We start from the raw sequence: 15,056 nt of genomic DNA, 5'->3' as shown, positions 1-15,056 counted from the left end.
GCTAGGGCTGCTTAAGCAGTAGGTTTTCGCCTTTGTTCTTTGGTTGTTTGCGAAGCAGTACCATCAGCAGTAGTCCACACAAGAAACTCATTAAGATCATCATATACATAAAGCGATCACTCTTGCGGTAGTGATGATCGGAGATTGCGGTCACTTTGCCAGTTTCAAAGGTGATGCGTACAAAGCCGATAATGGTGTTGTCATTGATGATCGGCTCAACCAATTGCTGACGGCCAATGCGAGCTGTCGATAGCGGCGTATCTAGGCCCAATACTTCACGCACGGTTTTTGCCTTATCACTGGCAGCAACCTTCACCCCTTCCGAATCATAGACAGTGGCATCTAGAACCAAACGTTCGTTGGCCAACTGATTGGTCAATGCACCGAGGCGCTCTTGATCTTGGTCGATAAGCATTTGCCTGGCCGATTGCGAGGCTTGAGAAATCAGAACCTTGGAGAGAACTTCGAGCTGGTTAGCTTGGATACGTTCGTTACCTTTACTGATCAGCACGCTATTGGTGGTGATAAAAAACACCATAGCGCCAATCAAGCAAAGCGCGACTAAGCGTAAAAAGTTCCTAAACGAAAACAGTGAACCGTCCATAAAAGTGCAAAAGTACTAAGAAATGACTAATTGGTTCATATTGATACTTGCACAACCAAATTGCAATAGGGTAACGTTTTGGGAGCACATTATAAGGAAGGATTAGCCATGGATGCTATTAAGCCGCTTGCAATCAGCAAGCGTATTCCACTGAAACAACGATTCCCAGAGACACTTCTTGCGCATTCGCTAGAAAGACGGGCAGCGACATGGATTGTGTACGCGCCGTATCTTTCGACAGACGCATTCAACGATCTGGACTTTTACGTCGGAGAAACCACACGTATTTTAGATATCTGGCAAGTTGGTCAGTATGAGGTTGCCTTGATGGAGGGCAATTTAACCGCCGAACATGCCAGCCTATTGGATGAACTCAATATCGATTATGCCCGCTTATGCGATGTTCCCGATTTGAATAAACCTGGCGTGATTGTGTTGGACATGGATTCTACCGCTATTCAAATTGAGTGCATTGATGAGATCGCTAAGCTTGCTGGTGTCGGTGAGCAAGTTTCTGAAGTGACGGAACGTGCGATGCAAGGCGAGCTGGATTTTGAGCAAAGCTTGCGTCAACGTGTCGCTGCACTTAAAGGGGCGGATGAAGCCATTTTATCCGAGGTGCGTGAGACGCTACCACTGATGCCAGAACTGCAGGAAATGATCAAAACCTTGCAAAGTTTTGGCTGGAAGACGGCGATCGCCTCAGGTGGTTTTACCTATTTCTCTGACCATCTTAAACAGATGTTGGAGTTAGATTTTGCTCAGTCCAATACACTGGCCATCAAAGACGGTAAGCTGCTCGGTGAGGTCGTTGGCGAGGTAGTGTCGGCACAAACCAAAGCGGATATCTTACTGGAGCTGGCTGAGGAATACGAAGTGGAGCCGCATAACACCATCGCTGTAGGGGATGGTGCCAATGATTTGGTGATGATGGGAGTGGCAGGACTGGGTATTGCTTACCACGCCAAGCCAAAAGTGGAAGCTCAGGCGCAGGTGGCAATCAAGCATGCTGGCTTAGGCGGCATTGTGTGTATCCTGTCGGGGCTACTGGCAAGACAGAAAAAAATCGGTTGGTAAATTTTGCCGGTTGGCGAATGCGATCTAATTGATGCGCTCATCATTGCAGCAACAAAAACGGCCCGTAGTACGGGCCGTTTTTTATCCCTATCAATTAGGTGTTCATTTCTAAACGGATCAGGACTTCTTCAGTGATATCGACGAGCTCGCAATAACCAATAATGGCGGTCATTTCATTCTCAAGGTTTCGGGCATGGCTGAGGCTCAATGATAGTAGTTCATTGATGTCCTTTTTCATTAGCATGGTTAACGCGTCATAGACTGGACCTGAGGTAACCCGCAGAATATACAATTCCCCCATATTCAGCGCATCTTTAATGAACTTGATGCGTTGCTGGGTTGATTCAAACTCATCGCGCACTTTGGTGTGAATAGACTGGATCCTGTCACCCAGTTTCAGTACCCCAATGTAGAGCTCAAAGGCGACGGGTTTAGCACCTGGCTTACGTTTCAGTGGCTCTGCCAAAAGTGAATTACTGCGGCCTTTAAAAATAGGCTCTAAGGCCAGCTTTTGATCGTGCCCGATGCGTTCGAAAAATTGTAAGTAACCGGCAAGCGGGAAATTAACGCCAACAGAGCGGCATTTGACTGAGGTGCCACGTTTATCCACATAAACCGGGGTTGAAACCATTTTTCCGAGTAGAACATTGTGCAGTGCTTCTAGTAATGAGCTACTTGGTAAGATCTCTTGCTGCGCAACCAGCTTATCTTGATTGCTTTCAATAATGCCGCGGAAAAACGCAATAGTTTTAACCGTCTTACCGGATTCGACAATTTTAAGGTGTACCGTCCTTCTATCCGCCGATAGGCGAACAATTTCATACGGTACCTGATTAAGCGGAATACGTTGGTTGTATCGCTTCAGCTCTAGGTAGTCGACGGAAATGAGAGACCCTGAAGCCATGCTGAGTGGTTCATTAAGCCTGATACTTGCCCCATGTTTGGATAAGTCCACCGTGTTACCGGAGAGAGCTTTGCCTTCCGAGGTTGTAGCAACTAACGGTGAGTTAAATTGATACCTAGGTTCCTTGCGTCGTGACTTGGCATCAAAATACAATCCGCGAGGTTGGGATTTGATGTTTCTTGGGTGTCTGAATCGGTTGAGCGTACTGGCCGGTAAACGCGGCTTCTCGGTAAACAGATAGTCACTGGCAGAACTCTCGTCGCTGATTTCCTGCAAAATGCCGAAGTGGGTGAGCTTTTCATCGTGTCCCACCAATTCACTGTAGTGTTTTGAAATTGTTAGCATGTCATCGGTCGATAGCTCAAATACCGACAAGCGGAATGCGCGCCAACTAGCGCGACGCCCACCGACATGCCAGAACAGTTGGCGCTCTTGACGATCCGCCTCTGGCATCATCATCGAGTAAAACAGTTTCATGCCGTTATGGTCATGGGTAAACGTATAGAGAACGTTACTACAGCCTTTTATGCCGGCTTTAACCAGCAGCTCCATGCGTTCGCTGGAAAATAGCGATGCCAGTGACTGTTGGTTGCGCTCATCGTTCCAGTAGCGCCAAATGTCTTGGTTGTTTTCGGTAAGCAGAGCGACTTTTAGGTCATTACCGCTGAAAAATAGGGGGAGATTACAGGCGTGTTTCAGATAGGTGTGTTCAAAACCACGAGTGCGCGCCCGAGTTATACGGTCTTGATTGTCATGGCGCACTTTCTTTGACTCGGTATTGAGCATCTTGTTGACTACCAACTCGACGGCGTTGGTGCGAGTCAGCCGCAGTGTTCGCAAATACTTCACTGGCGAGATGCCATGTACGCCATCGACACCAAGCACGCGATATTCAATGGGTTTAGTGATCTCTTTAAGCTGGCTCGTTTCAGCCAGTTCATCAAAGCTAACGCTGATGATTTGGCCTAGGTCATAGTCAAAGGTTCCGGGGACTTTGAATTTGGCACCAGAGCTAGATAAATCGACACTGAGGCCAATGATGCTCTCGCCATTTTCAAGAGTGATTGAGACCTGTGATTCGACTTTTAACCGGCACTCTTTACGTTTTAGATCGTATCCCAAGTTGATTGGGCTGGCAGCATATGGGCTTTGTGGATCGGTGAGATCACCGCGATGGGCGTTGCGTTGCTCATCCCCTAGGTTACTGAGGGTTTTCTTATCGACTAAGAGTTCCCAAACCCCTTCGGTATAGCCACCGTATTTACGAGTCAGGCGATGATAAGAGTCGAAGGCTCGGTCATCGAGCCAATGAGACAGTCCGTCCAATTGATATTCGTGACAGTTCGCGGAGACGCGTCCACGCAGGTCAATGCGCTTGTGGCAAGGCGCCATAAGACGATTGAGCTCCATTTTTACCAATAATTTGGTAGAAGGAGATTCACCTTCAGTGACTTGATTTAGCACCCGATCAAAGTCTTCAGCATGATAGGCTGTAATCAAGCGCTCTGCGATGGAAAGTATTTCTGTTTGCTGCATGAGTTTTGTTAAAGTGTCCCTGTGATGATGGATGTCATCAAAATAAGTACAGCGTAATGCCTTATATCGGCGACCATGCCGAAAACCTTAACGGTATGTACAAGAAAGATAAGGTATTCTTGCACGTTATTCTTTGTGTATTGTCATAACTTGACAATACTTTGAGCGTTTTAATGCTCAAAACTAATAGATTAATCAATAATTAATGCAACCCAGTGCAGGTTAAGCACCAGAGTAAGTAGGTTAGTTCAAAATATGGCAAAAGCGAAAAGAGCTTATGTATGTAACGATTGTGGCGCGGACTTTCCACGCTGGCAAGGGCAGTGCAATGCTTGTGGCAGTTGGAATACGATCAGTGAGGTGCGATTAGCGGCATCGCCTCAAGTCGCGCGCAACGAGCGACTAACGGGCTATGCTGGTGGCGCAAACGAATCAACGATTCAAACCCTGTCTGAGATTGACCTGCAAGAGGTGCCACGTTTTACCAGTGGCTTCAAAGAGCTAGACAGGGTGTTAGGTGGCGGCGTTGTACCGGGTGCGGCGATTCTAATTGGCGGCAACCCAGGTGCCGGTAAGTCGACGCTGCTCTTGCAAGCGATGTGTTGGTTGTCTTCGCAAATGCCAACGCTGTATGTCACGGGTGAGGAATCGCTTCAACAGGTTGCGATGCGCGCTTCTCGTTTAGGTTTGCCCAAAGAGCATCTAAAAATGCTCTCTGAAACCAATGTCGATCGTATTTGCCAAATCGCTGAAAAAGAACAGCCAAAGCTGATGGTCATCGACTCTATTCAGGTTATGCATGTGGCCGATGTTCAATCTTCTCCAGGCAGTGTGGCTCAAGTTCGCGAATCGGCGACAGCATTAACGCGCTATGCGAAACAAAACAATGTGGCGATTTTTATTGTTGGTCACGTAACCAAAGATGGCACGCTAGCGGGCCCTAAAGTGCTCGAGCACATTATTGACTGCTCTGTGCTCCTTGATGGTGGCACCGATAGCCGCTTTAGAACGCTTCGCAGTCATAAGAACCGTTTCGGAGCCGTCAACGAATTAGGTGTATTCGCTATGACGGGGCAGGGCTTGAAAGAAGTTAGCAACCCGTCGGCCATCTTCCTATCTCGTGGTGAAGAAGAAACCTCAGGAAGCTCGGTGATGGTGGTTTGGGAGGGGACTCGTCCGCTGCTGGTAGAGATCCAAGCGCTGGTGGATTACAGCCAATTAGCGAACCCACGCCGAGTGGCTGTTGGTCTTGAGCAAAACCGTTTGTCATTGTTACTGGCGGTACTGCACAAGCACGGCGGACTACAAATGGCGGATCAAGATGTGTTCGTCAATGTGGTGGGCGGCGTGAAGGTGACAGAAACCAGCGCCGACCTTGCTTTGGTTATGGCACTGCTGTCGAGTTTCCGTGACCGTCCATTGCCAAAAGATGTGGTGGTATTTGGTGAAGTGGGACTAGCGGGCGAAATTCGTCCGGTACCGAGTGGCCAAGAGCGTTTGATGGAGGCGTTTAAGCACGGCTTTAAAAAAGCGATTGTGCCGGCGGCGAACATGCCAAAAGGCGGCATTGAAGGCATGCAGATCCATGGCGTGAAGAAGCTTTCAGAAGCGATTTCAGCATTTGATGAACTTTAATGGTGGTTTTTGCCTGAATTCAGGTAGAATACCGCCAACAAAAGTATGATTTTGCGAAATGACATCGAAAAATCACCAAGAGCAGCTAAAATTAACTGCGATCTGGTAACAACACCCAAATCCGTTGAAGCTTGATGACATAAGCCTTGAGAGAGCATTTCTCCCAAGGTGGCATGTTATCGAGTCGGGTTCGGATAACTTTTTTTTAATACACATGCACGCAGAGGTATCGGTCTTTACAGATTGTGATATACTCTGCGCGCAATTTATACCTTATAAACAGAGTAAGACAATGGCAGATTTATCAAAGTACAGAAACATTGGTATTTTCGCGCACGTTGATGCGGGTAAAACTACCACCACTGAGCGTATCCTTAAGCTTACTGGTAAAATCCACAAAACTGGTGAAGTACACGACGGTGAGTCTACAACTGACTTCATGGAGCAGGAAGCTGAGCGTGGTATCACAATCCAGTCTGCTGCGGTAACTTGTGAGTGGAACGGCCACCGCCTAAACGTTATCGATACTCCGGGACACGTTGACTTCACAGTTGAAGTATATCGTTCACTTAAAGTACTAGACGGCGGTATCGGTGTATTCTGTGGTTCTGGTGGTGTTGAGCCTCAGTCAGAAACAAACTGGCGTTACGCGAACGAATCAGAAGTATCTCGTCTGATCTTCGTTAACAAACTAGACCGTATGGGTGCAGACTTCTTCAACGTTGTTGACCAAGTTAAGAACGTTCTTGGCGCTAACCCACTAGTAATGACTCTGCCTATCGGTCGTGAAGACGATTTCGTTGGTGTTGTAGACGTACTAAGCCGTAAAGCTTACGTTTGGGATGATTCTGGTCTTCCAGAAAACTACGAAATCCAAGACGTTCCAGCTGACATGGCTGACGATCTAGAAGCTTACCGTGAAGAGCTAGTTGAGACTGCTGTAGAGCAAGACGACGACCTAATGGAAGCGTACATGGAAGGTGAAGAGCCTTCTATCGAAGACCTTAAGCGTTGTATCCGTAAAGGTACTCGTGACCTAGCGTTCTTCCCAACATTCTGTGGTTCTGCATTTAAGAACAAGGGTGTTCAACTAGTTCTTGACGCTGTTGTAGATTACCTACCAGCTCCAACTGAAGTTGATCCTCAGCCTCTAACAGATCCAGAAACTGGTGAAGCGACTGGTGAAGTTGCTACAGTTGACGCTGACGCGCCACTAAAAGCACTTGCGTTCAAAATCATGGACGACCGTTTCGGTGCACTAACGTTCATCCGTATCTACTCAGGCCGCATGAAGAAGGGTGACACTATCCTTAACTCTGCAACTGGTAAGACTGAGCGTATCGGTCGTATGTGTGAGATGCAGGCTGACGAGCGTAACGAACTTACTGAAGCACAAGCTGGTGACATCATCGCTGTAGTAGGTATGAAGAACGTTCAAACTGGTCACACTCTATGTGATCCTAAGCACGAATGTACTCTAGAAGCTATGATCTTCCCAGAACCAGTAATCTCTATCGCTGTTTCTCCGAAGGACAAAGGTTCTACTGAGAAGATGGGTATCGCTATCGGTAAGATGGTTGCAGAAGATCCATCTTTCCAAGTTGAGACTGATGAAGATTCAGGTGAAACTATCCTGAAAGGTATGGGTGAACTTCACCTAGACATCAAGGTAGACATCCTTAAGCGTACTTACGGCGTTGAGCTAGAAGTAGGTGCTCCACAGGTAGCTTACCGTGAAACTATCACTCAAGCAGTTGAAGATAGCTACACGCACAAGAAGCAGTCTGGTGGTTCTGGTCAGTTCGCGAAAATCGACTACCGTATCAAACCAGGTGAGCCAAACTCTGGCTTCACGTTCTCTTCTTCAGTTGTTGGTGGTAACGTTCCTAAGGAATTCTGGCCAGCAGTTGAGAAAGGCTTCGAAGGCATGATGGACAACGGTGTTCTAGCTGGCTTCCCAACGCTAGACGTTGAAGTTGAGCTATTCGACGGTTCATTCCACGCAGTTGACTCTTCGGCAATCGCTTACGAAATCGCAGCGAAAGGTGCATTCCGTCAGTCTATGCCAAAAGCTGGTGCACAGCTTCTTGAGCCAATCATGCACGTTGACGTGTTCACTCCAGAAGATCACGTTGGTGATGTAATCGGTGACCTTAACCGTCGTCGTGGTATGATCAAAGACCAGCAAGCTGGTACTACTGGTGTTCGTATTAAAGCTAACGTTCCTCTATCAGAAATGTTTGGCTACATCGGTCACCTACGTACTATCACATCTGGTCGTGGTCAGTTCTCTATGGAGTTCGAACACTACGCAGCATGTCCAGCAAACGTTGCTGAAGAAGTTATCGCTAAAGCGAAAGAAGACAACAAGTAATTGGTCTTTGACTTCAGATAGTAAAAACCCGCCTTTCGGCGGGTTTTTTTATAGCCTAATTTTAAGGTTCTACCGTGAGTTTGGCCTTAGAACGTAGTCGGTTTCGATGATGGAGAGGTGCGACATATCACAGCGCTTAAACTCATCCACTTCTTTGTTTAGCCAAGATAAAAAGGTTTGGATTTTAGGGCGGTTGAAGTGATTTGCCGGTGCACATAGGTAGTAGGCGAATCTAGGTTTCAACGCGAAGTCACCGATACGAACTAGTGTCCCTTCTTTGATGTACCTGTAAGCGAGGCTGTGCTTAATCAATCCGACTCCTTGCACAGACAGTGCCCCTTCGACCACAAAGTGTGCCCCATTATACTGGAGTGTTCGCGTACCAATCGGCGCGCCGACATGATTAAGCCATAAGCTCCAATCCATATCCGGCCAGGTATCTTCAATTAAATCCGCTTTATGCAGATCATGAATCGTATGGATTCCATGCTGCTGCTGATATAGAGGATGGCAAACAGGATAGATAATGTCCTCCATCAAAAGTCGGCTCTCGACATCAGGGTATTGCCCCTCACCGTAGCGAATACAGATATCCACCGAGTCATCTTGGAACGTCACCAGTTTATTATTGGGTTCGAGCAGTAAACTAAGCTCTGGGTACTGCTCACGAAAACTCTGAATTCTAGGCACTAACCAATGCTGAGCAAACGAGGGGAGGGTGGAGATTGAGAGTCGGTTCGGCTCTGAATCGTTATGAACGCTCTGAACGCCGCGAAGAATATGTTCAAACCCCTGACTCAATTCCTTAAAAAGCGAATGGCCCTCGGCAGTAAGCATGACTTTTCTGTGTTGTCGATAAAACAGCTCACAACCAAGCTGCTCTTCTAGCTGGCGTATCTGTTGGCTGATTGCCGCAGCTGAAACATAAAGCGTTGCAGCTGCATCCTTAAAGCTGCCAAGCTTTGCGGCTTGATAGAAATAATACAGCCCTTGAAGTGGAGGCAGTTTATCTTTCACTTAAGTTTTCCTTAACTCAATGACAGGATAGATCGTTTGTCAGTTTTCTCTGTGTGCACAAAAATTATACGAAAAGATGGAGGGAAAACCAATGGATAGAACAATTACGAAGCTCGAATGTGCAGAGCAACGAAGTGATGGATTTCAACTGAGAAAGAATATCTTAACTGTAGTTAGCGTTTGGTATCGGAACTACAAAACTCGAAAAGCACTTGCAGAGATGTCAGACCGATTGCTTGATGATATCGGCATCAGCCCCTATGAGGCGGGACAAGAGAGTCGTAGACCTTTCTGGAAATAAAATAGGCGACCCTGAGGTCGCCTATTTTGGATTAAAGAGTCATTACTCTTCCCATACCACCAGTTGACCTTTTGGCCAGTTCTGACCGACTTCGTGGTACTTCTGCTCGAGAAGGTGGCGCTTGATTTTCAGCGTCGGAGTTAGCAAGCCATTTTCAATGGTCCACGGCTCTTTAACCATTAATACGCCTTTGATCTGGGCATGGGACTCAAGCTCTTGGTTTATACGCTTGACGACCCGCTCCGCGGTGCGTGCATAACGCTCACGATCAAAATTAGGGAAATCATGCGGGACAACCAGCAAGATAGGCGCAGGTAGGCCAAGTCCAATTAGACACATCATTTCGACACGACTGTATTCTGCGAGTTTATTTTCAATCGGTACTGGCGCGACAAACTTACCTTTTGCTGTTTTAAAGGTATCTTTCTTACGACCACGAATGGTTAAGTAGCCTTCGCTATCGATGACTCCGATATCACCGGTATGCAGCCAGCCGTCACTGTCGAATGATTCTTGAGTGGCAATGTCATTTTTGTAATAGCCGGAGAACATACCCTGACTGCGCACCATGATCTCATCATCATCGGCAATTTTCAGCTCAATCCCAGGGCCTGCATTACCCACGCTACCTATTTTGTCGGCTCTGAATGGATGGTTAATCGTGCTGTAGGCGAACGATTCAGTCATCCCCCAAGCTTCAGTAATGTTAAGGCCGACACTGTGATACCACTCAAGCAGAGCAGGCGAAACTGGTGCTGAGCCACAGCCAAGTACGCGGGCTTGGTCTAAACCTAGGCCATCGGCGAGCTTTTTCTTGATGAGTGAGTTTACAAATGGGATCTTCAGTAAGATGTTGAGCTTTTTCTGTGGCAGCTTGTCTTGGATTCGTTGTTGGAATAAGTTCCACAGTCGTGGAACCGAGATAAATAACGTTGGGCGCTGCATCTTCACGTCTTCGATAAAGGTATCGAGCGATTCTGGGAATGCAGTTGGCACTCCACCGATGACCGATGAGCCGAAGATATAGACACGTTCTGTAATGTGAGCCAATGGCAAGTATGAGAACAAACGGTCGTTAGCTTCGATGCCGATGTGATCAATCAATCTTTGTACTGACCAGTTGAACGCGCCATATGTGAGCATTGCCCCTTTTGGCAGACCAGATGTGCCAGAGGTATAAACCAAAGACATTAGTTTGTCATCATAGTGCACTGGGCGCTCTTCACTTGGCTGATGGTCGGCGACAAGCTGTGTAAAGCTATGCTGGCAGCTTGGGGCTGTATCGTAAGGCAGTGAAATGGTGATGAGCGAATCCATTCCACTGATGACTTCACTGGTTGCTGTTGGGTCATCAAGCTTGCCGGCGATAAGCACTTTACTCTCACTGTGTGTTAAGCAGTACTCAATAGTATCCGGGCCAGCCGTAGGGAAAATTGGCACGCTAACATAATCGCCAAGCATCATGGCCAAATCACAGATAAACCATTCGGCACAGTTTTTTGATATCAGTGCCACTTTATCACCAGGTTGCACCCCAAGTGATCGTAGTGCGCTGACGAGTCTTAGCGCTTTATCGGCAACATCAGCATAAGTAAATTCGACGAACTGACGATTGATGATCTGTTTGAGATAAACTTCGTTTGGTTTTTCATGCGCCCACTTTAGGATCATTTCATTGGGCGGCGGTAGCGTACAGCTAGAAGTAGTCGTTTCATTATTAGGCAGTATCATTCTTGAACTCCGTTTTCGTGTAGAACGATAAATTTTATAGTTGTAGTTATGTTAATTGATTGTTAACAATACAATACTAGTCACTGTGATGAGGGACTGCAAGAAGGGAGTGGCTGATAAATGAGGCCCCTAGCACAGAATTTGAGTAAAAACTCAGTTCTAAGGGCAAAACCATAAATAAGGTGCTCTTGCTGGTAAGGTTGTGACTGCTGTCCAACCGAATACTACATTCTTGGCAAGTGAACAGACTGCATCACTTGTCTCACCGAGTCTTGCTGGGCGCGAAGCGCTTGCACGCAGTTGCCATCAATCTTACCCGTAGCGACCATTTTTTCGAGTTCAAGCAGCGCGTGGGTCAATGACCAAGATTCGCTGTAGTAGCGGTGACTTGTAAGGGCATCAAAAATGTTAGCAACCGTAACAATGCGAGCTGACACGGGGATCTGTGCGTGGCTCAAGCCATTGGGTGCACCACTTCCATCCAAATACTCGTGATGATATTGAATGATGTCGCGCAGCAATTGTAGACAAGTGTGTTGCTGCTGGTGGACTTGTCGAGCCAGATCATTCACCAGATTTAAACCGTGCTGGATTTGAGCGGTCAGTTGTAAGTGATTCCCCCAGTCTTCTAACCACAAACTCTGTTGGGTTGACCCTAACACTGAATACTTACCAATATCATGCAATTGGGCAAACTGTACGATGTGATCCAGCGTTTCGTCATCTAACTGATACAACTCCGCAAGGTGCTGGCCAATGAGCTGAGCGAATTGGCCCACTCGATAGGCGTGATCCTGGCTTTCATCTGGGTGTTCAAAACTGGTGTGTCGCAGTGAATGACCAAGGTCCGACATTGCATTGATACAGCGACGCTGAGTAGTAATCGTTGTCATCAAAGGGGCGGAATAGTCGATTAATGCTTCCTGGCTTACGGAATCAAAGTAGTGCGGCTGTGAGGCATCGAAAAACAGCACCCCGAGGAACTGGTCATTATCATAAACCGGTTGTGATAGTGATGCTTGATAACCCTGCTCGAGTAACCAATGTGAGTGGCCATTGGTGTCGGTGACTTGTGATGGAATGTCATTGAGCACCCGAGACGTCTGACGAGCGATACTCTTACCTAGGCTGGAATCAGCATTAATTGGCGCACTGTAGTGTCGTAAAGGGCGACCAATCACAGTGCTGTGAGCAAAGGTTCTAAGTGTGCCGTATGAGGCGTCATAGCTGGCAAAAGCTAACCGCACTATTTCAGGAGCCTGCTGTTGGATAGAGCGATGGGTGCGTTTGAGCGCTTCACCAACAGTGTCGGCATGAGAGACGTCATGCTGAGAAAACCCAAGTTGTTTACTATCCATAACTCACCTCCTAGTCATCACCTGTGTCATGGATGTCTTTCGAGTTGAGGTTACTCTGATTGAGCGTGCATGGGTTAGGTGAATCGAGTCATTAATGGTATTGCTGGTTTAGTTGAGCCTTTGATTGGTTGTACATGTGTCCTTATTGGGGGCAGTTGCCCCCAATAAATAGTGTAGAAACGGGTATGAAATGTTGCGAGTCAACCCAGTATAAATCCGCTATAACTTTGATTTAGATTAAGTTTGCAACGAAAGGTGCGATCGAACCGGCGAGCGCAAAGTAGATCACCATCCAAACAATCGGCAGCTTGAATTGCTTCATTAGAAACGCCCCAAGCAATACCCAACAGAGGTCGAGAGGGGTTACGACAGCGCTGATAAAGACCGGTTGATAGAGTGCAGACAGTAGTAGGCCCACTACCGCGGCATTCACACCAACAAGCGCTCCTGATACTGAAGGAATACTTGCCAGTTGTTGCCAGTTTTTTAGTACGCCAACCAGCAGTAAAAAGCCTGGAACAAAGACACCAAGAGTGGCAATGATCGCGCCAAGGAAAGGGGCGGACGGCATGAGTTCATAACCGATGTATGTGGCGAAGGTAAACATAGGCCCTGGCACGGCTTGTGCGGCTGCATAACCAGTTAGGAACGCATCCTGACTCAGTTGGTCGCCAACTATGTTCTGCAATAACGGTAGAACCACATGGCCCCCACCAAATACTAAGCTACCAGCCTGATAGAAGTCAGAAAACAGCTGAATCGATGGTGAGTACACGCCAAGGAGTGGCAGGGCAAGCAGCAAAATAAAGAAACTTGCCAGAGGCAACCATGAAAACGATGGCGCTGCCGAGTTTGCAGCAGGTTTGTCATTCGCTAAATAGCGCACACCAATCAGAGCGGCAATAAGCAGGACTAGGACTTGGCTTGCCACAGTTTGAAATAACAATAAGGCAATGGCTGTGCCAATACATAAGCCTACGGTAAGTGGTGATTTACAGAAATTTTTGTACATTCCCCAAGCCGCATCGGCAACGACGAGAACGGCTAACAGCTTTAAGCCGTGAACGACGTTTTGAAAATAGCTGGAATCGGTCAGCTGGCTGCTGAGTATGGCAAGCAGCAACATGAGTATAACCGACGGTAAGGTGAAGCCCAAAAATGCCATGATACCGCCGCCTACCCCAGCGCGTTGGTAACCTACGGCAAAGCCCACTTGACTCGAACCTGGCCCGGGAAGAAATTGACTGAGTGCGACGATTTGAGCGTACTCCTCATCTCGAAGCCAGCCCAGTTTTTCAACGAAGGTATTACGAAAGTAGCCAATATGTGCCGCAGGTCCACCAAAGCTTACCCAGCCAAGGCCGAAAAAGATTTTGAAGATAGCAAACAGTGATGATTGCGGCTCATGCTTTGCGCCGTCTTGCGCCGGAGTGTGTTGAGTCGACACGATAAAACCCAATTGATAATGAAATTTTCAGTTGGTACCGATAGTAGAACCTGACATATAATGATTCAAATCGATAGTTTTGATATCTACTATGAATGAAATGGGACAAGAAAAACTCGACTGGAAACGTATAGACCTCAATCTACTGATTGTTTTTCACCGGCTGTATCAGACACGCAGCGTGTCATTGGCAGCACAAAAGTGCTTTGTTAGCCAATCAGCGATGAGCCACAGTCTTGCTAAACTGCGTGAGCTGTGTGGTGACAGGTTGTTTGAACGTAAGGGGCATCAAATGGTGCCAACAGAGCGAGCGAGTGAGCTGTTTCCTGCTGTGGAAGAAATCCTTAATTTGGTTGAGCATAAGGTGCTACCGAGCAGCGAGTTTGATCCCAATGAATACCGAGGGGTCTGCAAAATTGGTTTGACCGATTATGCTGAGTTCATTTTCGGACCGGTGATTTACGACGCCATTTTATCCGATGCTCCCCATTCTCGAGTCAGTTTCGTCAATGTGAACCGAAACAGCTATAAGCACCTCAGCGAGCAGGAAGGTCTAGACATGATCATCGGTAGCATTCCTGACCTTGATGAATCGTTTGCAAGTCAAAAATTGTATACCGAGAAGCATGTCTGTATTTACGACCACTCTAAGGTCAATATTGAGCAAGTAGATATTGAGACATTTGTATCTTTACCGCATTGTTTGGTGAGTCCAGAAGGCGCTTTTACCAGTAACGTTGATAAGCACTTGGACGCGGTTGGTCTTACTCGTGCGGTGACCGCGGTGTCTCGAAACTTCCTTACCATTGGCAGACTTGTCAGTGGGCGGGCGATGTTTGCGATTGTGCCAGAAAAAATGGCACAAATTAGCTTAATGCAGTCGCACCTCACTGCTGTGCCCCCGCCAGTTCCAGTCGCTGATTTTGATATTTCTCTCATCTGGCGTAAGCAGTCACAGCTTAACGATAAGGCGAAATGGCTCAAAGAGGCGCTGTATGAAGCGATATTACTGTCGATACGAGACAGTACATTGTAGCTCGAGCAATTAATTGCCCGAGCTTAGCAGCGGAGA

Annotated in this window: 11 protein-coding genes; 5 read left to right on the top strand and 6 right to left on the bottom strand. The window is 47.3% G+C overall.

The annotated features are described in order from the left end of the window. Position 1 precedes the first annotated feature (1 nt). Positions 2-604 (bottom strand): YtjB family periplasmic protein, encoded by a 603-nt coding sequence (locus AAA946_RS12915; RefSeq protein WP_338165217.1) that lies wholly within the window; start codon positions 602-604, stop codon positions 2-4. 108 nt (positions 605-712) lie between these two features. Here AAA946_RS12915 and serB point away from each other — a divergent pair, with 108 nt between their 5' ends. Continuing rightward, on the top strand, positions 713-1,681 hold the full coding sequence (gene serB, locus AAA946_RS12910) for a phosphoserine phosphatase (protein WP_338165216.1): 969 nt from the start codon (positions 713-715) through the stop codon (positions 1,679-1,681). Between the two features lie 94 nt (positions 1,682-1,775). On the opposite strand, the gene AAA946_RS12905 is transcribed toward serB, so the two are convergent. After that, a complete protein-coding gene (locus AAA946_RS12905; protein WP_338165215.1) occupies positions 1,776-4,121 on the bottom strand; it encodes a PilZ domain-containing protein in 2,346 nt (781 codons plus the stop codon). A gap of 255 nt (positions 4,122-4,376) precedes the next feature. Between AAA946_RS12905 and radA the strand changes: the two genes are divergently transcribed. Both radA and fusA read left to right on the top strand, forming a co-directional pair. Continuing rightward, on the top strand, positions 4,377-5,756 hold the full coding sequence (radA, locus tag AAA946_RS12900; protein WP_338165214.1) for a DNA repair protein RadA: 1,380 nt from the start codon (positions 4,377-4,379) through the stop codon (positions 5,754-5,756). Positions 5,757-6,048: 292 nt separating this feature from the next. After that, a complete protein-coding gene (gene fusA, locus AAA946_RS12895; RefSeq protein ID WP_338165213.1) occupies positions 6,049-8,130 on the top strand; it encodes an elongation factor G in 2,082 nt (693 codons plus the stop codon). 69 nt (positions 8,131-8,199) lie between these two features. Here fusA and AAA946_RS12890 read toward each other — a convergent pair whose 3' ends face one another. Then, positions 8,200-9,147, bottom strand: coding sequence for a LysR substrate-binding domain-containing protein (locus tag AAA946_RS12890; RefSeq protein ID WP_338165212.1), 948 nt, complete (start codon positions 9,145-9,147; stop codon positions 8,200-8,202). A 91-nt stretch (positions 9,148-9,238) separates the two neighbouring features. Here AAA946_RS12890 and AAA946_RS12885 point away from each other — a divergent pair, with 91 nt between their 5' ends. Beyond that, a complete protein-coding gene (locus AAA946_RS12885) occupies positions 9,239-9,448 on the top strand; it encodes a DUF1127 domain-containing protein (RefSeq protein ID WP_338165211.1) in 210 nt (69 codons plus the stop codon). Positions 9,449-9,490: 42 nt separating this feature from the next. Here the strand turns inward: AAA946_RS12885 and AAA946_RS12880 are convergent, their stop codons facing one another. The 3 genes from AAA946_RS12880 to chrA all read right to left on the bottom strand — a co-directional run bounded on the left by AAA946_RS12880 (position 9,491) and on the right by chrA (position 13,927). Continuing rightward, positions 9,491-11,179, bottom strand: a complete 1,689-nt coding sequence (locus AAA946_RS12880; protein WP_338165210.1) for an AMP-binding protein — start codon at positions 11,177-11,179, stop codon at positions 9,491-9,493. Positions 11,180-11,403: 224 nt separating this feature from the next. Beyond that, complete coding sequence (locus AAA946_RS12875; protein WP_338165209.1) at positions 11,404-12,537, bottom strand: HD-GYP domain-containing protein; 1,134 nt, start codon at positions 12,535-12,537, stop codon at positions 11,404-11,406. A gap of 232 nt (positions 12,538-12,769) precedes the next feature. Further along, positions 12,770-13,927: a chromate efflux transporter gene (gene chrA, locus AAA946_RS12870; RefSeq protein ID WP_338165837.1), complete on the bottom strand. Its 1,158-nt coding sequence runs from the start codon at positions 13,925-13,927 to the stop codon at positions 12,770-12,772. Positions 13,928-14,075: 148 nt separating this feature from the next. Here chrA and AAA946_RS12865 point away from each other — a divergent pair, with 148 nt between their 5' ends. Then, on the top strand, positions 14,076-15,020 hold the full coding sequence (locus tag AAA946_RS12865) for a LysR family transcriptional regulator (RefSeq protein WP_445206079.1): 945 nt from the start codon (positions 14,076-14,078) through the stop codon (positions 15,018-15,020). Positions 15,021-15,056 lie beyond the last annotated feature (36 nt).

The sequence above is a fragment of the Vibrio sp. 10N genome, from assembly GCF_036245475.1.
In the GTDB taxonomy this organism is placed as follows: domain Bacteria; phylum Pseudomonadota; class Gammaproteobacteria; order Enterobacterales; family Vibrionaceae; genus Vibrio.
Note: the sequence above shows the minus strand (reverse complement) of the source record. Positions and strands in the feature narration are given on the sequence as shown.

Excerpts from the sequence above, each read along its gene's own strand:
- AAA946_RS12915 (WP_338165217.1), bottom strand. The coding sequence starts at position 604 with ATGGACGGTTCACTGTTTTCGTTTAGGAACTTTTTACGCTTAGTCGCG.
- AAA946_RS12875 (WP_338165209.1), bottom strand. The coding sequence starts at position 12,537 with ATGGATAGTAAACAACTTGGGTTTTCTCAGCATGACGTCTCTCATGCC.
- AAA946_RS12905 (WP_338165215.1), bottom strand. The coding sequence starts at position 4,121 with ATGCAGCAAACAGAAATACTTTCCATCGCAGAGCGCTTGATTACAGCC.
- radA (WP_338165214.1), top strand. The coding sequence starts at position 4,377 with ATGGCAAAAGCGAAAAGAGCTTATGTATGTAACGATTGTGGCGCGGAC.
- AAA946_RS12880 (WP_338165210.1), bottom strand. The coding sequence starts at position 11,179 with ATGATACTGCCTAATAATGAAACGACTACTTCTAGCTGTACGCTACCG.
- serB (WP_338165216.1), top strand. The coding sequence starts at position 713 with ATGGATGCTATTAAGCCGCTTGCAATCAGCAAGCGTATTCCACTGAAA.
- AAA946_RS12865 (WP_445206079.1), top strand. The coding sequence starts at position 14,076 with ATGAATGAAATGGGACAAGAAAAACTCGACTGGAAACGTATAGACCTC.
- fusA (WP_338165213.1), top strand. The coding sequence starts at position 6,049 with ATGGCAGATTTATCAAAGTACAGAAACATTGGTATTTTCGCGCACGTT.
- AAA946_RS12885 (WP_338165211.1), top strand. The coding sequence starts at position 9,239 with ATGGATAGAACAATTACGAAGCTCGAATGTGCAGAGCAACGAAGTGAT.